Genomic DNA, 19,081 nt, shown 5'->3' with positions numbered 1-19,081 from the left:
CGTCGCCGTTGCTTGCCCCGCCATCGTTCGCTCAGGCCGCGGCCGTGACCGGGTTCTGGACGAAGGCAGGCGGCGCCGGCATGCCGGGCGACACCGTCAGTACCTCGAAACCGGTCTCGGTCACCAGAACGGTGTGTTCCCACTGCGCCGACAGGCTGCGGTCCTTGGTCTTGATGGTCCAGCCATCGCCCATCTCGCGGATTTCGCGGCGGCCGGCGTTGATCATGGGTTCGACCGTGAAGATCATGCCGGCTTCCAGCTTTTCCAGGGTGCCGGGGCGGCCGTAGTGCAGCACCTGCGGCTCTTCGTGGAAGACCTTGCCGATGCCGTGGCCACAGAACTCGCGCACGACGCTATAACCGGCCTTTTCGGCATGCTGCTGGATGACGTGACCGATGTCGCCCAGATGAGCACCCGGCTTGATCTTGGAGATGCCCAGCCACATGCATTCGTAGGTGATCTCGGTCAGGCGGCGTGCCAGGATGGAGGGCTCGCCCAGGAAGAACATGCGGCTGGTATCGCCGTGGTAGCCATCCTTGATGATCGTGACATCGATGTTGAGCACGTCGCCGTTCTTCATCACCTTGTCGCCGGGGATGCCGTGGCAGATCACGTCATTGAGCGAGGTGCAGATGGCCTTGGGATAGGGGGTATAGCCGGGTGGGCAGTAATTCAGCGGCGCCGGGATGCTGCCTTGTACATTGCTCATGTATTCGTGGCAGAGGCGGTCGATCTCGCCGGTGGTCACGCCGGGCTTCACGAAGGGGGTGATGTAGTCCAGCACCTCGGCGGCCAGGCGGCCAGCCACGCGCATGCCTTCGATGTCTTCGGCGGTCTTGATGGTGATATTGCCCATGATGAATCGCAATTCGCTAGAAAATCGTCAAGTCGGGATTATAGACGACGGGGGTGGTTTCTGTTCTGCCGGCCATGGCGGCGGGCCGAATGACAATCTGAGGCTATTTTTGGCAATTTGACGTGCTACTTGAACAAAAGGGCGGGGTCGAGTAAAATGCCGGGCTGATCTGAAACCACAGGTCGGTTGCTGGAATCGGTGTGCGGAATGAATCTTCATATCTTTTTGGCAACATATGTCGTAAAAATCGTCGTAAATATCTTTTGAAACGCGAATCCGTTCGCTAAAAGGGTGTCTGGCTGCATGAGCCGGATGACCGAGCGGATTCCAGACCTAACCCTGGAGAAATTCATGTCCGTTACCATGCGCGAAATGCTGGAAGCCGGTGTCCACTTCGGTCACCAAACCCGCTTCTGGAACCCCAAGATGGCCCCCTTCATTTTCGGCCATCGCAACAAGATTCACATCGTCAACCTGGAAAAGACCCTGGGCATGTACCAGGAGGCGCAAAAATACGTGCGTCAACTGTCGTCCAACCGCGGCACCATCCTGTTCGTCGGCACCAAGCGCCAGGCACGTGACATCCTGTCGGCCGAAGCGCAACGCGCTGGCGTGCCTTACGTCGATCAGCGCTGGCTGGGCGGCATGCTGACCAACTTCAAGACCATCAAGACCTCGATCAAGCGTCTGAAGGACATGGAAGCGGCCATCGAAGACGGTTCCGTCGAGAAGCTGTCCAAGAAGGAAGCCCTGCTGTTCAGCCGTGAACAGGAAAAGCTGCAGAAGGCCATTGGCGGCATCAAGGACATGGGTGGCATTCCTGACGCCATCTTCGTCATCGACGTCGGCTACCACAAGGGCGCCATCACCGAAGCCGCCAAGCTGGGTATCCCGGTCATCGGCGTGGTCGATACCAACCACTCGCCCGAAGGCGTCACCTACGTGATCCCGGGTAACGATGACTCCGCCAAGGCCATCGCACTGTACGCTCGCGGCATGGCTGACGCCGTGCTGGAAGGCCGTGCCAATGCGGTCAACGACGTCGTCGAAGCAGTCAAGGGCGATGAATTCGTCGAGGTCGAGCAGGCTTGATTCTGCTCTTCCGGTAGTACGGTAGTACAAAAAGGGGTGACAGCGGGTAGTGACGCAGTGGCCCCTTTTTTTTGATTCAATTTTCGAGTTTCAGGCATGCCGCAAGACGCGGGATGCCTTCAAGTCAGGAGAATAGTATGGCGGCAATTACCGCAGCAATGGTGGGCGATCTGCGCGCGAAGACCGACGCGCCGATGATGGAATGCAAGAAGGCGCTGACCGAAGCCGCTGGCGACATGGCCAAGGCGGAAGAGATTCTGCGCGTCAAGCTGGGCAGCAAGGCTTCCAAGGCCTCTTCCCGCATCACCGCAGAAGGCGTGATCTCGACCTACATCGCTGGCAACGTCGGCGCGTTGGTCGAAGTGAACTGCGAAACCGACTTCGTGACCAAGAACGATGAGTTCATCGGTCTGGTCGAGGCCGCTGCCAAGCTGGTGGTCGAGCAAAACCCGGCTGATGTGGCTGCCCTGGGCGCCTGCAAGCTGGCCGACGGCAAGACCCTGGAAGAAGTGCGTACCGAACTGATCGGCCGCATCGGCGAAAACATGTCGTTCCGTCGCTTCCAGCGTTTCGAAACCAGCGGCAAGCTGGCTTCCTACCTGCACGGTACCCGTATCGGCGTCATCGTCGAGTTCGACGGTGCCGACGAGCAAGTGGGCAAGGACGTGGCCATGCACATCGCTGCCATGAAGCCGGTCGCCCTGTCGGCTGAGCAAGTGCCGGCCGACCTGATCGAGAAGGAACGCTCGGTCGCCGCCCTGAAGGCTGCCGAATCCGGCAAGCCGGCTGACATCGTCGCCAAGATGGTGGACGGTTCGGTGCAGAAGTACCTGAAGGAAGTCTCCCTGTTCAACCAGGCTTTCGTGAAGAACGACAAGCAAAGCGTCGAGCAGATGCTCAAGGCTTCCAATGCGACCGTCAAGTCGTTCGCCATGTACGTGGTGGGCGAAGGCATCGAGAAGAAGCAGGACGACTTCGCTGCTGAAGTGGCTGCGCAAGTGGCTGCAGCGAAACAAGCTCAGTAAGCGTTGCAAGAAAAACGGGCCGAGAGGCCCGTTTTTTTAAGCTGGCCCCCGGGAACTTTCGGAGGCGGCTGCATCTATCCTCTGGGTTGCCTGCCGGGTGAACCCGTCGCAGGTGCAGTGGAAATGATGCTGGTGGTACTAGCTTTGGCAGTAGCAGTAGCAGTAGCAGCAATAGAGTAGGGCGCAGCAGTAACCCCCTCATGCGTTCGGGCTACACCCAGATGACGAAATCGCGCCGTTTCGTCGGGTGACAGCGAGTGCCGACGCGTCAACACGTAATTCAACATCGGAAAGAACACGGAGCCCTGCAATGACAACACCTGCTTATAAGCGCGTACTCCTCAAACTCTCCGGCGAAGCACTGATGGGCGACGACGCCTACGGTATCAATCGCGCGACCATCGAACGCATGGTCGCGGATGTAGCAGAAATCAGCAAACTGGGCGTGGAACTGGCCATCGTGATCGGTGGTGGCAACATCTTCCGCGGCGTCGCGCCGGGCGCCCAGGGCATGGATCGTGCGACCGCCGACTACATGGGCATGCTGGCCACCGTCATGAACTCGCTGGCCCTGGCCGATGCCATGCGCCAGGCCGGCCTGACGGCCCGCGTGATGTCTGCCATCGGCATCGAGCAGGTGGTCGAGCCCTATGTGCGCCCCAAGGCCTTGCAATACCTGGAAGAAGGCAAGATCGTGGTCTTCGCCGCCGGTACCGGCAACCCCTTCTTCACCACCGATACCGCTGCTGCCCTGCGTGGCTCGGAAATCGGCGCCCAGATCGTGCTCAAGGCCACCAAGGTGGATGGCGTCTACACCGCCGACCCCAAGAAGGATCCGGCGGCTACCCGCTACCAGTCGATTTCCTTCGACGAAGCCATTGCCAAGCATCTGCAGGTAATGGATGCCACCGCCTTCGCGCTGTGCCGCGACCAGAAGCTGCCGATCAAGGTGTTTTCCATCGTCAAGCCGGGTGCGCTCAAGAGCGTGGTCATGGGTGACGATGAGGGGACCCTGGTCCACGTCTGAGCCGTATTGCGGAGCAGAAACCGGCCGCAGGCCGGTCATTCCCGTTTACAATGCCCCTCTTTCAGGCATTTGCCATCCAGAAAAGCCAAGTTATTGCACCAAGTTAGGAGAGCAGCATGAGTGTCGCTGACGTCAAGAAAAATACTGAACAGAAGATGGGTAAATCCATCGAGACCCTGAAGGCCAACCTGGCCAAGGTCCGTACCGGCCGCGCCCATACCGGCCTGCTGGATCAGGTGATGGTCGATTACTACGGTTCGCCGACCGGTCTGTCGCAGGTCGCCAACCTGACCCTGATCGATGCCCGCACCATCGGCGTGCAGCCGTACGAGAAGAAGATGGTCGGTGCAGTCGAAAAGGCCATCCGTGAAGCCGACCTGGGCCTGAATCCGGCCACCCACGGCGAACTGATCCGCGTGCCGATGCCGCCGCTGACCGAAGAGCGCCGCAAGGAAATGGTCAAGCTGGTCAAGAGCGAAGCCGAAGATGCCAAGATCGCGGTGCGCAACATCCGTCGCGAAGGCAACGAAGGTCTGAAGAAGCTGGTCAAGGACAAGGTCGCCTCGGAAGATGACGAGCGCCGCGGCCAGGACGAAATCCAGAAGCTGACTGACAAGTTCGTCGCCGAGATCGACAAGCTGGTGGGCGACAAGGAAAAGGAAGTGATGACCGTGTAGGTCGTCCGGCAAGCCCGCGCGCGACTGCACAGGCGGTCGCGCTGCACGAGAATTCAAAGACAGCAAATGTGCCGGCGCGCAGCGGGGGAGCAATTCGGGTGGGGCAGGGCGTGGGCGGCTGGTTTGTCAAAGCGTCCGGGCCCCGTTACCATGAGGTGCTGCCCCGTTCCCCATGCACCGAAATGCACTAAATTATTTTCATGAAGCATCAAAGCTCAACTCTTGCGGTTCCGGATTCTTCCGCGGTTCCGCGCCATGTTGCCATCATCATGGACGGCAACGGTCGTTGGGCGACCAAGCGTTTCCTGCCGCGCGTGGCGGGGCATGCCAAGGGGGTGGACGCAGTACGTTCCATCGTCGAGGCCAGCGCCGAACGCGGCATCGAATTCCTGACCCTGTTTGCCTTCAGTTCCGAGAACTGGCGTCGCCCGGCCGATGAGGTGTCGGTGCTGATGCGCCTGTTCATGACCGTGCTGGAGCGCGAAGTGGGTAAGATGGCCAACAACGGCATCCGCCTCAAGATCGTCGGCGACATGAGCCGTTTCGATCCCAAATTGCAGGAAATGGCTGCCAAGGCCGAAGCCCAGACTGCCGGCAACAGCCGCCTGACCTTGACCGTCTGTGCCAATTACGGTGGCCGGTGGGACGTCATGCAGGCAGTCTCCCGCATGGTCAAGGACAAGCCCGGCGTGTCCGATTACACCGAGGAAGAACTGGCACCCTACCTGGCCATGGCCTACGCGCCGGAGCCGGATCTGTTCATCCGCACCGGTGGCGAGCAGCGCATCTCCAATTTCCTGCTGTGGCAACTGGCCTACAGCGAGCTGTACTTCACCGAAACCTTCTGGCCCGACTTCGATGCCAAGGCGCTGGACGTGGCGATCGGCTCCTATCAACAACGCGAGCGCCGCTTCGGGCGCACCAGTGCTCAGGTGCTGGACCAGAAAAAGGCTTCCTGATGCTCAAGACGCGTGTCATCACGGCGTTGATCCTGCTGGCAATCCTGTTGCCGATCCTGTATTTCGACTATTTCCCGGCCTTTGCCATGGCCGCGCTGGTGTTTTTCGCCGCTGGCGCCTGGGAATGTTTCCGCCTCTTCAAGAGCCCGCGTCCGACCTTGTGGGCAGTGGTATGGACGCTGGTCTTCTGCGTGATCCTGTTCTTCAGCGGACTGCCCAGCGTGCGGCCGCTCTACGTGCTGTGCGTGCTGTTGTGGACGTTGCGGTTCGTACCGGCCCTGGGGCTGGGCCTGCCCAGGATCGAGGCATTCGGCAACCGCCTGCTCAATGCGACCTACATGCTGTCCATCCTGGGCTGCTTCGTGGCCATCGTCGATCTGTTCCAGCGTTCGCCGCTGTATCTGCTGTCGGTGATGGCGGTGGTCTGGGTGGCTGATATCGGCGCCTATTTCGCTGGCAAGGGTTTCGGTCGCCACAAGCTCGCGCCGACCATTTCTCCGGGCAAGTCCTGGGAAGGTGCCATCGGCGGCTGGCTGGCGGTGCTGGTGATTTCGGCGGCCGTGGCCATGTCCATGAGCGCGGGCGAGACCTTCCAGTATCACCTCTTCAATCGTTGGGGCTGGGCTGGCTTTGTCGGTGCCTTGAGCCTGATGGTGGTGGCCAGCGTGGTGGGTGACCTCTTCGAGTCCCAGCTCAAGCGGCGTGCCGGCATGAAGGACAGCAGCAATCTGCTGCCCGGTCACGGCGGCGTGCTCGACCGCATCGATGCGCTCATCCCGGTGCTGCCCTTGGCGGCGCTGGTCGACCTCTGGCTGGCGGCTGCCTGAGCCGCCGCTTTCCTTCTGGAAACTTCATGCAGTCCATCAGCATTCTCGGTTCCACCGGTTCCATCGGCGTGTCCACGCTGGATGTGGTCGCCCGTCACCCGGACCGTTACCGCGTCCATGCGCTGAGCGCGCATGCGCGCGTGGCCGAACTGGCCGAGCAATGTCAGCGTTTCCGCCCGCAAGTGGCCGTGGTCGGTTCGGCTGACGCGGCGGCCGAGCTGCAGCAGCGCTTGCGTGCTGCCGATCTGCAGATCGAAGTGGCCTACGGGCCGCAAGCCCTGTGCGATATCGCTGCCGCCGATGGTTGCGACATGGTCATGGCCGCCATCGTGGGCGCTGCCGGCCTGGCATCGACGCTGGCCGCCGCCCGTGCCGGCAAGAAGATATTGCTGGCCAACAAGGAAGCCCTGGTCATCTCCGGCCAGTTGCTGATGGACACGGTGGCTGCCCATGGTGCCAGTCTCCTGCCCATCGATAGCGAGCACAACGCCATTTTCCAGTGCCTGCCGGCGGACTACAGCCGTTCGATGCCGGCGCACGGCGTCGAGAAGATCCTGCTGACGGCCTCCGGCGGGCCTTTCCTGAACCGTGACGTCAGCACCCTGGACCAGGTGACGGTGGAAGAGGCGGTGGCGCATCCCAAGTGGGTGATGGGGCGCAAGATTTCGGTGGATTCGGCCACCATGATGAACAAGGGCCTGGAAGTGATCGAGGCGCACTGGCTTTTCGGTGCGCCGGCCGACAAGATCGAAGTGGTGATCCATCCCCAGAGCGTGATCCATTCCATGGTGTCCTACGCCGACGGCTCGGTGCTGGCGCAGTTGGGCAACCCCGATATGCGCACCCCGATCGCCAATGCGCTGGCGTATCCGGAGCGTATCGCCTCTGGCGTGGCGCCGCTGGACCTGGCGCAGATCGCGCAGCTCTCCTTCTCGGCGCCTGACTATCGGCGCTTTCCCTGCCTGAAACTGGCGTATGATGCCCTGCGAGCCGGCGGCACGCTGGCGGCGATCCTTAACGCCGCCAACGAGGTTGCCGTGCAAGCCTTCCTGGAGCGCCGTATCGGCTTCGGGAAGATCGCTCCCCTGATCCAAGAGGTCATGTCTGCCATCCCCAACCGCCAAGCCGACGACATTGCCGCCTTGCTGGAGCAGGACCGGCAGGCACGCACCCACGCCGAGGCCCTGATTTCACGATGACTCTGCTGCATACCCTGATCGCTTTCTTTGTCGCCCTGGGCAGCCTGGTGGTGGTGCACGAACTGGGCCATTACCTGGTCGCCCGCTGGTGCGGGGTCAAGGTACTACGTTTCTCGGTGGGTATGGGGCGGGTGATCTGGTCGCGGCGCTTCGGGCGTGATCAGACCGAGTGGGCGCTGTCGATCCTGCCGCTGGGCGGGTACGTCAAGATGCTCGATGCCCGCGAGCAACCACTGGAAGACATCCCCGAAGCCGACCTCAAGCGCGAATTCACCCGTCAGTCGGTATGGCGTCGCATTGCCATCGTGGCAGCCGGGCCGATGGCCAATTTCCTGCTGGCCATCCTGCTCTTTGCAGGGCTCTACATGCATGGCGTGCCCGAGCCGGTGCCTGTGTTGCGTGCCGCTGTCCAGCAAAGTGCTGCCTACCAGGCCGGACTGCGCGCCGGTGATCGCATCACCGCCATCAACGGTGCACCGGTGCAGATCTGGTCGGAGGTGCGCTGGAAGCTGATGCAACTGGTGCTGGAGAAGGCCGATGCCCGCGTGGATGTGGAGCGGCCCAATCCGAACGGCGGCGGCAAGCTGCTCAATAGCGTGACACTGCGTCTGGCCGACATCGACAGCAACGAGCTGGAAGGCGATTTCCTGGGTAAGCTGGGCCTGGCTCTGGCACGTCCACCGGCGGTGCTGGGCAAGATCATGGAGGGTCCGGCCAAGGCGGCCGGGCTGCAGAGCGGTGACCGCATCACCGCCATCGACGCAGTTCCGGTCCAGGATGGCCTGGCCTTTGTCGAAAAGGTTCGTGAATCGGCCGGCAAGCCATTGCTGCTGGAAGGCGTGCGTGGCGGCAACCGCTTCGAGGTGCGCGTGACCCCGGATGCGGTGGAAGAGGGCGACAGCGGCAAGCGTATCGGTCGCATCAAGGTGGAAGTGCCGTTGGCGCCCGAGATGGCCACCGTCAGCGATGGCCCCCTGACCGCCGTGGCCAAGGGTGCGCAGCGCACCTGGGATACCAGTGCGATGACCATCAAGATGATCGGCAAGATGATCATCGGCCAGGTCTCGCTGAAGAACATTACCGGCCCCATCACCATTGCCGACTATGCCGGACAGACTGCGCGAGTGGGTCTGGTCAGCTATCTGAGCTTCCTGGCCTTCATCAGTATCAGCCTCGGCGTGATGAATCTCTTGCCAATCCCGGTTTTAGATGGCGGTCATTTGCTGTATTATGCGCTGGAGATTTTGACAGGACGGCCCGTTTCCGAACGGTTTGGGGAAATCGCGCAGCGTGCCGGCCTGGGTTTACTGATGGCGCTGATGCTCGTGGCCGCATTCAACGATATCGTGCGACTGATGTTCCAAGGATGAATCCGGCCTGATGCCGGCCCCGGCGATACCAGCGGCGGGGCGGCGCGAAAGACCGGATTTTTTACATTTGCCGGCCAAGCCCGATGGCAGTTGTTAAGCAATTGGCAATGGATCTGGGATCCGTTTTCAATTCCTTACCAGCATCTTGTCAGGCAGTGTCACGGCGAAAAACTGTTGATGAACGATAGATGAAATTACACCCTGCGCAACATCCCATTCCGACCTTCTCCCGTCGCCTGATCGCCGCAGCCGCTTTTGCCCTGTGCTCCAGCCAGGCCATGGCGGTCACGCCCTTCGTGGTCAAGGATATCCGCGTCGAAGGCATCCAGCGTACCGAGGCCGGCACGGTCTTCAGCTACCTGCCGGTGCGCGTGGGCGACACGTTCAACGATGAAAAGGCCACTGCCGCCATCAAGGCGCTGTATGCCACCGGCTTCTTCCGCGATGTGCGCATCGAGGCCGAAGGCGACGTGCTGGTGGTGCAGGTGGTCGAGCGTCCGGCCATCGCCAGCGTCGATTTCTCCGGCATCAAGGAATTCGACAAGGAACAACTGACCAAGGCCCTGAAGGAAATTGGCGTGGCCGAGTCGCGCATCTTCGACCGCTCCCAGGTCGATCGTGCCGAGCAGGAACTGAAGCGCCAGTACCTGTCGCGCGGCCTGTACGGTGCCAAGGTGTCCACCACCGTGACCCCGGTCGAGCGCAATCGCGTGGCCATTACCTTCTCGGTGGATGAAGGCGAAGTCTCGCGCATCAAGCAAATCAATTTCGTCGGCAACAAGGTGTTCTCCGACAGCACCCTGCGTGACCAGATCAAGCTGACCACCCCGGGCTGGTTCACCTGGTACACCAAGGCCGACCAGTATTCCAAGGAAAAACTGCAGGGTGACATCGAAACCCTGCGTTCCTACTACCTGGATCGCGGCTACCTGGAAATGCAGGTCGAGTCGACCCAGGTGTCGATCACGCCCGACAAGAAAGACATCTACATCACGGTCAACGTCAAGGAAGGCGAGAAGTACACCGTCTCCGGCGTGAAGCTCGAAGGCGAGATGTTCGGCATGGAGCCGGAACTGTCCAAGCTGGTGCAGCTGAAGCCGGGTGATGTCTATTCCGGCGCCAAGCTCACCGACAGCACCAAGAAGATCGGCGAGCGCCTGGGCAATTTCGGTTATGCCTTCGCCAACGTCAATGCCAACCCCAATGTCGATCGCGAAAAGAAGGAAGTCGCCTTCACCATCATGGTCGACCCGGGCAAGCGCGTCTACGTGCGCCACGTCAACATCGCCGGCAACACCAAGACTCGCGATGAAGTGATCCGTCGCGAATTCCGCCAGTTCGAGGATTCCTGGTATGACGGCGAGAAGATCAAGCTCTCGCGCGATCGCGTGGACCGTCTGGGCTACTTCAAGGAAGTGACCGTCGATACGCCGGAAGTGGCGGGCACCACCGACCAGGTGGACGTGAACATGAAGGTCGAGGAAAAGCCGACCGGCAACATCATGGTCGGCGCCGGCTTCTCGCAATCCGACAAGCTCAGCCTGACGGGCTCGATCTCGCAGGAAAACGCCTTCGGCAGCGGCAATACCGTGGGCATCGACATCAACACCAGCTCGCGCTACCGCACGATCTCGCTGTCGACCACCAACCCGTATTTCACCGATGACGGCATCAGCCGCACCTATGAAATCTACTTGCGCACGATCCGTCCCTCGGTCTACACGACGGGTGATTATCGCGTCAAGACGCTGGGCGGCAGCATCAAGTTCGGCGTGCCGTTCTCGGAACTGGATCGCGTCTTCTTCGGTATCGGCCTGGAAAACACCAACGTCAGCACCGACAGCACCAGCCCCTCGCTGTACCGCCAGTATGTGCGCGACTTCGGCGGCGCCGGCTCGGCAGGTTGCGATGTGACCGACGTCTCCTCGGGGGCAACGTGCGGTATCGGCAGTGCCCGTACCACCAGCATCCCGCTGACCGTGGCGTGGCAGCGTGACGGCCGTGACTCGGCCCTGGTTCCGACGTCCGGCCGCTATCAGCGTGCCAACCTGGAAGTCTCGTACCTTGGTACCCTGAAGTACTACCGTGCCAGCTACCAGCACCAGTACTTCCAGCCCTTCTTCAGCAAGGCCGTTACCCTGGCCCTGAACGGTGAAGTCGATTACGGCCGCGGCATCGGCAGCAAGCCCTATCCGGTGTTCAAGAACTACTATGCCGGCGGTATCGGCACCGTGCGCGGCTATGAGGCTTCGTCGCTGGGTAGCCTCAAGGACCAGTATGGCGACTCCATGGGTGGCGCATCGCGTCTGTACGGCAACGTGGAGTTACAATTCCCGTTCCCGGGGTCCGGCCAGGATCGTACGCTGCGCTGGTTCACCTTCTTTGACGGCGGCAACGTCTTCGCCGATGGCGAAAACATCAAGGTCAACGACCTGCGCTATTCGGCCGGCGTGGGTATCAGCTGGGTGTCGCCAATCGGTCCTCTGAAGCTCAGCTTCGGTAAGCCATTGAACCTGAAGACGGGTGACAAGTCTCAAACCTTCCAGTTCCAACTGGGTACCGGCTTCTAAAGCAGTCATCATTGATTCGTAATACGGAGAGTAATCTTGAAGTTCATGACCAAATCGTTCCTGTCCCTGCAGACCATCGTGATGGCTGCCTGCCTGTTGAGCTTTGCCCCTGCGCATGCGCAGGAAAGCTCGAAAATCGCCTTCGTCAGCACCGAGCGCATCTTCCGTGAAGCGGCCCCGGCCAAGGCTGCCCAATCCAAGCTGGAAGCCGAATTCGCCAAGCGTGATCGTGAGCTGCAAGACATGGCTGCCCGTCTGAAGGCCCAGTCCGACAAGCTGGACAAGGACGCCGCCGTGCTGTCCGATTCCGACCGCGCCAAGCGTCAGCGTGACCTGTCCGACCTGGACAAGGAATTCCAGCGCAAGCAGCGCGAGTTCCGTGAAGACCTGAACCAGCGCCGCAATGAAGAACTGGCCGTGGTGCTGGAACGCACCAACAAGGTGATCCGCCAGATCGCCGAAGCCGAGAAGTACGACATCGTGTTCCAGGAAGCCGTCTACGCCAGCAAGCGTATCGACATCACCGACAAGGTGCTCAAGGAACTGGCCAAGTAATTGCATGACCGCCGTGCGGGCGCGGGGCAGCAACGCCCTGGCGCCCGCATGTCGCTTCAGGGGCCGCCATGCAGGCGGCTTTCGTTTTATCGTAATTCCAGGCAACGCCTATCATTCGGAAAGCCAAGATGAGTATTCGACTGGAGCAATTGGTCGAGCGCTTGGGCGGGCAGTTGAAGGGTGATGCGAACATCGCAGTCCAGGGCATCGCGCCGCTGGATGCCGCAGGTTCCAGCCACATCACCTTCCTCTCCAATCCCAAATTCCGCGCACAAGCCGACCAGACCCAGGCAGCGGCGCTGATCCTGTCCGAGGCCGATGACGTCCAGGTACAGGGCTATGCCGGCGCCCGCATCGTCACCCGCAATCCTTACGCCTATTTCGCCCGTGCCGCGCAGATCTTCCAGGCCCTGGCCGAGGCGGTACCGCCAGCCGGCATCCATCCCAGTGCCGTGGTCGACCCCGCTGCCAGCGTGGCACCGGATGCCGTGATCGGTCCGCTGGTGGTGATCGAAGCCGGTGCCGTCATCGGCGCGCGTGCCCGCATCGATGCCGGCAGTTTCATCGGTCACCATGCCAGTGTGGGCGAGGATACCCATTTCCACGCCCGTGCCACGTTGCATTACGCCTGCGAAATCGGCGCCCGTGGCATCGTCCATTCCGGCGCCGTGATTGGCGCAGACGGCTTCGGTTTCGCCAACGAGGCCGGCCAGTGGATCAAGATTCCCCAGGTGGGCCGCGTGATGATCGGCGACGACGTTGAAATCGGTGCCAATACCACCATCGACCGTGGCGCGCTGGCCGATACCGTGATCGAGGAGGGCGTCAAGCTCGACAACCAAATCCAGATAGCCCACAACTGCCACATCGGTGCCCATACCGCCATTGCCGCCTGCGCCGGCATCGCCGGCAGCGCCCGCATCGGCAAGTATTGTTCCATCGGTGGCGCGGCCATGATCCATGGTCACATCACCATCGTGGACAAGGTCCATGTCTCGGCTGGCACCTTGGCCCTGCGTTCCATTCTGGCGCCAGGCCAGTACACCGGTTTCTATCCCATCACGGAACACCGCGACTGGGAAAAATCGGCGGCATTAGTGCGCAATCTGGGCACGATGCGTGAGAAAATCCGGGCGTTGGAAAAATCGCTCAAAACGTTGACACAAGAACAAGCGGGCCAAGCCCCGCTTTCAGAGAATCAAGAAGAGAATGAATAGCCTCGACATCAATCAAATCAAACAGTACCTGCCGCACCGTTACCCGATGCTGCTGGTCGATCGCGTGCTGAACTGGGAGAGCGGCAAGACCATCACCGCGATCAAGAACGTGACCGTGAATGAAGAATTCTTCAACGGCCACTTCCCGCACAAGCCGGTGATGCCGGGCGTGCTGATGATCGAGGCGCTGGCCCAGACCGCCGCGCTGCTGTCCTTCCTGACCGAAGGCCGCAAGCCTGACGAAAACACCGTGGTCTATTTCGTGGGCATCGACAATGCGCGCTTCAAGCGTCCGGTGGAGCCGGGCGACCAGTTGAAGATGGAAGTCGAGATCACCCGTCGCGCCCGTGGCATCTGGAAGTACCGCGCCGTGGCCACCGTCGATGGCCAGGTGGCAGTCGAAGGCGACCTCATGTGCACCATGCGCAGCGCCGCCGACGCCAGCCAGAGCGCCTGACCCGGCCGGCCTGACGGCAGGCTGCAAGGTAGGCCCGGCGGCGATCGGCAAGGTCGCGCCGGGCCTGATTCATTGTGCATGTTGCAATTTGGCAATGTGCGCATCCAGCGAACCCAAGCGAAGCACAGGATATGTCCAAGATCCATCCAAGCGCAGTGATTGCCCCCGGAGCCCAGATCGATGAATCGGTCGAGATCGGCGCCTATGCCGTCATCGGCCCTGATGTGCGCATCGGTGCAGGCACCCGCATCGGTCCGCATGTGGTCATCGAAGGCCACACCCGCATCGGCCGCGACAACGAGATTTTCCAGTTCGCCTCCATCGGCGCGGCGCCCCAGGACAAGAAGTACGCCGGCGAGCCGACCACCGTCGAGATCGGTGACCGCAACACCATCCGCGAATTCGTCACCTTCAACCGTGGCACCGTCCAGGATGCCGGCGCCACCCGCATCGGCAATGACAACTGGATCATGGCCTACGTCCACCTGGCCCACGATTGCCAGCTGGGCAACAACATCATCCTGGCCAACAATGCCACGCTGGCCGGTCACGTTCACCTGGGCGATTACGTCTTCCTGGGTGGGTTCACCACCGTGCACCAGTTCTGCCACATCGGCGCGCATGCCATGACCGCCTTCACCGCGGCGGTGAGCCAGGACGTGCCGCCCTTCGTGACGGCCGCCGGCAACCGTGCGGTCCCGGCCGGCATCAATAGCGAAGGCCTCAAGCGTCGGGGCTTCAGCAGCGAGCAGATCATGGAGATCAAGCGCGCCTACAAGCTGATCTACCGCGCCAACCTGCCGCTGGAGCAGGCCAAGCAGGAGCTGGCACAGATGGAAGCCAAGTCTGCCGATTCGGCCCAGTACATCCGCATGTTGCGCGAGTTCATCGAGGCTTCGGCCCGTGGCATCATCCGCTGACATCACGCGGCGCCAGTCGATTGCACTGGTGGCCGGCGAGAGTTCAGGCGACCTGCTCGGCAGCCGGCTGCTGGCGGGCGTGCGCGAACGCCTGCCGCAGGCACGCCTGCACGGCATCGGCGGCGAGCATATGGCCGCACAAGGTTTCACCAGCCACTGGCCGATGGACAAGCTGACCGTGCGCGGCCTGTTCGAAGTGATTCCGCGCTATCGCGAGATCAAGGGCATCCAGGACGCGCTGCGCGACAAGCTGCTGGCCGACCGGCCGGACGCCTTCGTCGGCGTCGATTACCCGGGGTTCAACCTGGGGCTGGAGGAGCAGCTCAAGAAGGCCGGCATCCCGACCATCCATTTCATTGGCCCGCAGATCTGGGCCTGGCGAGGCTGGCGCATCAAGAAGATCCAGCGTGCGGTATCGCACATGCTGGTCATCTTCCCTTTCGAGGAAAGCATCTACCGCAAGGCTGGCGTTCCGGTGACCTATGTCGGCCATCCCCTGGCTGAGGTGATTCCGCTGCAACCGGATACCGCAGGCGCCCGCCAGCGCCTGGGTCTGACCGGACCGGGGCGGGTGGTGGCCATCCTGCCGGGCAGCCGCATGAGCGAGCTCAAGCAGAACGGTGAAGGCTTCCTGGCGGCGGCGCGCCTGCTCAGGCAGCGTGACGGACAATTGCAGTTCGTCACGCCCATGGCCGGCGATCACCAGATGGCATTCTTCCAGGAACAGATTCGCCAGGGTGGCTACGAAGACCTGGAAATCCAGGTCATCCGCGGCCAGTCGCACAGCGCCATGGAGGCCTCGGATGCGGTGCTGGTGGCCTCCGGTACGGCCTCGCTGGAAGTGGCGCTGTACAAGAAGCCGATGGTGATCTCCTACAAGGTCAACTGGGCCTCGTACCAGATCATGCGTCACATGGCCTACCAGCCCTGGGTGGGCCTGCCCAATATCCTGGCCCGGGACTTCCTGGTGCCGGAGCTGCTGCAGCACCAGGCGACCCCGACCGCACTGGCCGATGCCATGTGGCACCAGTTGGAAGACCACGCCCACCAGCAGCGCCTGCTGCGGCGCTTTGCCGACATGCACCACGCACTGCTGCGCGATACCAGTCGCGAGAGCGCCAATGCCGTGTGCGAGGTCATCGGCGCCCGTCGTCGCTGACTCTGGACAGCGACGCTTCGTTATCAAGTTTTGAAGAAGGAAAATTCCATGCCCAAGCTGGCGCCGCAGACAATGGCATTGTTCGACGACCACACCGGAGAGATCATCTGCGGCGTTGACGAGGCGGGTCGTGGGCCGCTGGCCGGTCCGGTGTTCGCGGCCGCCGTGATCCTCGACCCGGCGCGCCCGGTCAAGGGCCTGCGCGACTCCAAGAAACTCAGCGAAGCGGCCCGCGATGGCCTGGCGCTGGAGATCAAGGAGTGCGCGCTGGCCTGGTCCATTGCCTCCTGCAGCGAGCAGGAAATCGACGAGATCAACATCCTGCAAGCCAGCATGCTGGCCATGCGGCGCGCGGTGGAAGCGCTCTCCACCTTGCCTACGCTGGCGTTGATCGACGGCAATCGCTGCCCGGTGATGAGTATCCGCTCCGAGGCCATCATCAAGGGTGACGACAAGGTGCCCGCGATCTCGGCTGCCTCCATCCTGGCCAAGACCGCGCGCGACGCCGCGCTGATGGTCTTGCACGCGTCCTACCCGCATTACGGCTTTGATCGCCACAAGGGCTATCCGACCCCCTTGCATCTGGAGATGCTGCGCCTGCACGGTGTGTCGCCCGTGCATCGCCGCTCCTACGCCCCGGTCAAGGCCCTGCTGTCGGGCCAGGCCGTGTCAGGCCAGGCCGTCATGGTGGCGTGAGGAGGGCGCATGAAACTGATCAGTTCCAGGGACAATCCGCTCTTCAAGGACTTGAAGCAACTGGCCTCCAGCAGTCAGGCCCGCCGCCGCGCCGGCCAGAGCCTGCTGGACGGCGTGCACCTGGCCCAGGCCTGGCTGCAGTATCGTGGTGCGCCACAGCTCTGCGTGGTGGCAGAGGGTGCCCAGTACCATTCCGAAGTGGCGCCCATCCTGGCCCGTAGTGAAGCGCTGGGCGCCCAATGCCTGGTGCTGGCCGACAAGCTCTATGACGCCATCAGCACCGTCGAAAACGGCGTCGGGCTGCTCTTGCTGGTGCCCACCCCGCAGGCAATCGCGCCCCAGTTGCTGCAGGATTCGGCGGTATTGCTGGATGGTCTCCAGGACCCGGGCAACCTCGGTTCCATCCTGCGCAGTGCAGCCGCGGCCGGGGTGACCCAGGTATTCTGTTCTCCCGGCACGGCCGCCGCCTGGTCGCCCAAGGTCTTGCGCGCTGGCATGGGGGCGCATTTCGTGCTGGATATCTTCGAGAACGTGGACCTGGTCGCGTTGTGCGCGGCCAGCCGCATTCCGTTGCTGGCCACCAGCTCGCACGCGGCACAGACCATCTACGATTGCGACCTCTCCGGTCCCGTGGCCTGGCTGCTGGGGCATGAAGGGCAGGGCGTGTCGCCGGCCTTGCAGGAGGCTGCTACGCACGAAGTGGTGATCCCGCATCTGGGCCAGATGGAGTCGCTCAACGTGGCCGCTGCGGCGGCGGTCTGTCTGTTCGAACAGTTGCGCCAGCGCACGGTCGGGCGCTGAGCGGGGCCACCATGGCGGCCGAGACGGCATTTCCTCCCCCCGACCTGGACGCGCTGGCTGCCTACTTCCTTGGGCAATGGCAGTTCAGCCGGACTATCTGGGAAGGCAGCGAGACGCCGCAGGCTACGGCCGTCGGCGAGTTCGATTTCACCTCGGGCGGGCTGCCCGGTCAGGTGATCTACCGTGAGCGCGGCCAGCTGCGCATGTTGCTGGGGGCACTGGGCCGCCCCATCCTGTTTTCCCGTCTCTTCGATTATCGCTTTGGCGGCGACCGGCTGGAGGTGCTGTTCGCCGACGGTGAGCGCATCGGCCAGCCGTACCAGGCCTATGTGCTGCGCGACAAGATGCTGGCTCCGGCCGCCGATCATATCTGCGGCCCGGATTGCTACAACGCCGCCTACACCCTCGATACTGAAGATTCCTTCACCATGGAAACCTTCATCAGCGGACCCAAAAAACGCACCCGCGTGCTGACCCAGGCCCGTCGCTGCGGGCCTGGGGTTGGGCCCGAGCTCAGCGTGTCTCCAGCTTGATTTCCTGCAGGATGGTGGCCGCGATTTCCTCGATGGACTTGGTGGTGGAGGACATCCAGCGGATGCCTTCGCGCCGCATCATCTTTTCGGCCTCATTGATTTCATAGCGGCAATTTTCCAGCGCTGCATACTTGCTGCCGGGACGGCGCTCATTACGGACCTCCGAGAGCCGTTCGGGAGCGATGGTCAGGCCGAAGATCTTCTTCTTGTGCATGACCAGGCCGCTGGGCAGCTTTTCGCGTTCGAAGTCTTCCGGAATCAAGGGGTAGTTGGCGCACTTGATGCCGAACTGCATGGCCAGGTACAGGCTGGTTGGAGTCTTGCCGGAGCGCGAGACGCCCACCAGGATCACGTCGGCTTCCGAGAGGTTCTTGTTGGACTGGCCGTCATCATGTGCCAGCGAGAAATTGATGGCCTCGATGCGATTGCGGTATTCCTCGGAATCGGTGGTGTTGTGGCTGCGGCCGATGGTGTGCGTGGATTTCATCTCCAGCTCCTGCTCCAGCGGCTCCACGAAGGTCTGGAACAGGTCCATGTGCATGGCCTTGGCGCGGCGGATCACCGAGGACAGCTCCGACTTGACCAGGGTGGAAAAGACGATCGGCAGCTTGCCGTCGACCTGATAGGCCTCATTGATCTTGCGGGTGGCGTCGTGGGCCTTGTCCAGGGTGTCGATGAAGGGCAGGCGGATCTGCTTGAAGCGCAACTCGAACTGGCTCAGCACCGAATGCCCGAAGGTTTCTGCGGTGATCCCGGTGCCGTCGGAGACGAAGAAAACGGTACGGTTGGCGGCCAGGACGGGAGAGGGGTGCGGGATCGGCATGGGGTCGAGCATGGTCTGATTATCTTGTCTTTTGGAAAATTGAAAAAAAGTTTGGTGCTACGAACAAAATCGATTTCACGCGGTACAATGCCTAGCAATAATTCGAGAAGCCCATCCTGATGACCGTCATTCGCCTGCGCAATTTGACCGAGTTCCTGATGATGTTTGCCTTGTCAAACGTCCTCGGTACCTGCGCGCGTCTGCTCATGTCCCCGGGCTCATCCTCGACACCGCACCTGCTGCCGCAACCGTCGCAGAATAACAAAAATAATCCGACCCATGCCGCGCCCGCGAAGATTTCTTATCATCAAGCTAGGG

Annotated in this window: 19 protein-coding genes; 17 read left to right on the top strand and 2 right to left on the bottom strand. The window is 61.8% G+C overall.

Annotated elements, in window-relative coordinates; translation table 11 throughout:
• Positions 1-31 precede the first annotated feature (31 nt).
• Positions 32-856, bottom strand: coding sequence for a type I methionyl aminopeptidase (gene map, locus I5R65_RS02345; protein WP_196872111.1), 825 nt, complete (start codon positions 854-856; stop codon positions 32-34).
• Between the two features lie 351 nt (positions 857-1,207).
• Here map and rpsB point away from each other — a divergent pair, with 351 nt between their 5' ends.
• The 17 genes from rpsB to I5R65_RS02260 all read left to right on the top strand — a co-directional run bounded on the left by rpsB (position 1,208) and on the right by I5R65_RS02260 (position 17,940).
• Entirely contained in the window at positions 1,208-1,948 is a 741-nt protein-coding gene (gene rpsB, locus I5R65_RS02340) for a 30S ribosomal protein S2 (protein WP_196872110.1), read from the top strand.
• Between the two features lie 137 nt (positions 1,949-2,085).
• On the top strand, positions 2,086-2,973 hold the full coding sequence (gene tsf, locus I5R65_RS02335; RefSeq protein ID WP_196872109.1) for a translation elongation factor Ts: 888 nt from the start codon (positions 2,086-2,088) through the stop codon (positions 2,971-2,973).
• 310 nt (positions 2,974-3,283) lie between these two features.
• Entirely contained in the window at positions 3,284-4,000 is a 717-nt protein-coding gene (gene pyrH / locus I5R65_RS02330; protein ID WP_006462540.1) for a UMP kinase, read from the top strand.
• Positions 4,001-4,116: 116 nt separating this feature from the next.
• A complete protein-coding gene (gene frr, locus I5R65_RS02325; protein WP_196872108.1) occupies positions 4,117-4,677 on the top strand; it encodes a ribosome recycling factor in 561 nt (186 codons plus the stop codon).
• Between the two features lie 200 nt (positions 4,678-4,877).
• On the top strand, positions 4,878-5,636 hold the full coding sequence (gene uppS, locus I5R65_RS02320) for a polyprenyl diphosphate synthase (RefSeq protein WP_077237119.1): 759 nt from the start codon (positions 4,878-4,880) through the stop codon (positions 5,634-5,636).
• The gene (locus tag I5R65_RS02315) at positions 5,636-6,463 is read left to right on the top strand and encodes a phosphatidate cytidylyltransferase (protein WP_196872107.1); all 828 of its coding nucleotides are present in this window, start codon (positions 5,636-5,638) and stop codon (positions 6,461-6,463) included. Before uppS ends, I5R65_RS02315 begins: the two co-directional genes overlap by 1 nt.
• A 26-nt stretch (positions 6,464-6,489) precedes the next feature.
• Positions 6,490-7,662, top strand: coding sequence for a 1-deoxy-D-xylulose-5-phosphate reductoisomerase (gene ispC / locus I5R65_RS02310; RefSeq protein ID WP_196872106.1), 1,173 nt, complete (start codon positions 6,490-6,492; stop codon positions 7,660-7,662).
• Complete coding sequence (rseP, locus tag I5R65_RS02305; RefSeq protein ID WP_196872105.1) at positions 7,659-9,032, top strand: RIP metalloprotease RseP; 1,374 nt, start codon at positions 7,659-7,661, stop codon at positions 9,030-9,032. The genes ispC and rseP overlap by 4 nt, the downstream gene beginning before the upstream one ends.
• A gap of 188 nt (positions 9,033-9,220) precedes the next feature.
• Positions 9,221-11,602, top strand: coding sequence for an outer membrane protein assembly factor BamA (gene bamA / locus I5R65_RS02300; RefSeq protein WP_196872104.1), 2,382 nt, complete (start codon positions 9,221-9,223; stop codon positions 11,600-11,602).
• Positions 11,603-11,647: 45 nt separating this feature from the next.
• Positions 11,648-12,157, top strand: a complete 510-nt coding sequence (locus I5R65_RS02295; RefSeq protein ID WP_231395038.1) for an OmpH family outer membrane protein — start codon at positions 11,648-11,650, stop codon at positions 12,155-12,157.
• Positions 12,158-12,285: 128 nt separating this feature from the next.
• Entirely contained in the window at positions 12,286-13,374 is a 1,089-nt protein-coding gene (gene lpxD / locus I5R65_RS02290; RefSeq protein ID WP_196872102.1) for a UDP-3-O-(3-hydroxymyristoyl)glucosamine N-acyltransferase, read from the top strand.
• Positions 13,367-13,831 carry a 3-hydroxyacyl-ACP dehydratase FabZ gene (fabZ, locus tag I5R65_RS02285; protein ID WP_196872101.1) on the top strand — a complete coding sequence of 155 codons (465 nt, stop codon included), beginning with the start codon at positions 13,367-13,369 and terminating at the stop codon, positions 13,829-13,831. The genes lpxD and fabZ overlap by 8 nt, the downstream gene beginning before the upstream one ends.
• Positions 13,832-13,962: 131 nt before the next feature.
• Positions 13,963-14,751, top strand: a complete 789-nt coding sequence (gene lpxA / locus I5R65_RS02280) for an acyl-ACP--UDP-N-acetylglucosamine O-acyltransferase (RefSeq protein WP_196872100.1) — start codon at positions 13,963-13,965, stop codon at positions 14,749-14,751.
• Positions 14,735-15,910, top strand: a complete 1,176-nt coding sequence (gene lpxB, locus I5R65_RS02275; protein ID WP_196872099.1) for a lipid-A-disaccharide synthase — start codon at positions 14,735-14,737, stop codon at positions 15,908-15,910. The genes lpxA and lpxB overlap by 17 nt, the downstream gene beginning before the upstream one ends.
• Before the next feature lie 48 nt (positions 15,911-15,958).
• The gene (rnhB, locus tag I5R65_RS02270) at positions 15,959-16,606 is read left to right on the top strand and encodes a ribonuclease HII (protein ID WP_196872098.1); all 648 of its coding nucleotides are present in this window, start codon (positions 15,959-15,961) and stop codon (positions 16,604-16,606) included.
• A 9-nt stretch (positions 16,607-16,615) separates the two neighbouring features.
• On the top strand, positions 16,616-17,407 hold the full coding sequence (locus tag I5R65_RS02265; RefSeq protein ID WP_196872097.1) for an RNA methyltransferase: 792 nt from the start codon (positions 16,616-16,618) through the stop codon (positions 17,405-17,407).
• Between the two features lie 11 nt (positions 17,408-17,418).
• Positions 17,419-17,940 (top strand): DUF6314 family protein, encoded by a 522-nt coding sequence (locus I5R65_RS02260; protein WP_196872096.1) that lies wholly within the window; start codon positions 17,419-17,421, stop codon positions 17,938-17,940.
• Here I5R65_RS02260 and I5R65_RS02255 read toward each other — a convergent pair.
• Positions 17,921-18,775, bottom strand: a complete 855-nt coding sequence (locus tag I5R65_RS02255) for a pyruvate, water dikinase regulatory protein (RefSeq protein ID WP_006462525.1) — start codon at positions 18,773-18,775, stop codon at positions 17,921-17,923. The two genes, I5R65_RS02260 and I5R65_RS02255, sit on opposite strands and share 20 nt — an antisense overlap.
• Between the last annotated feature and the right edge of the window lie 306 nt (positions 18,776-19,081).

It is taken from the genome of Herbaspirillum sp. AP02, assembly GCF_015767275.1.
GTDB lineage: Bacteria > Pseudomonadota > Gammaproteobacteria > Burkholderiales > Burkholderiaceae_D > Herbaspirillum.
The sequence above is the reverse complement of the archived record's forward strand: the minus strand, read 5'-3'. Positions and strand labels throughout refer to the sequence as shown.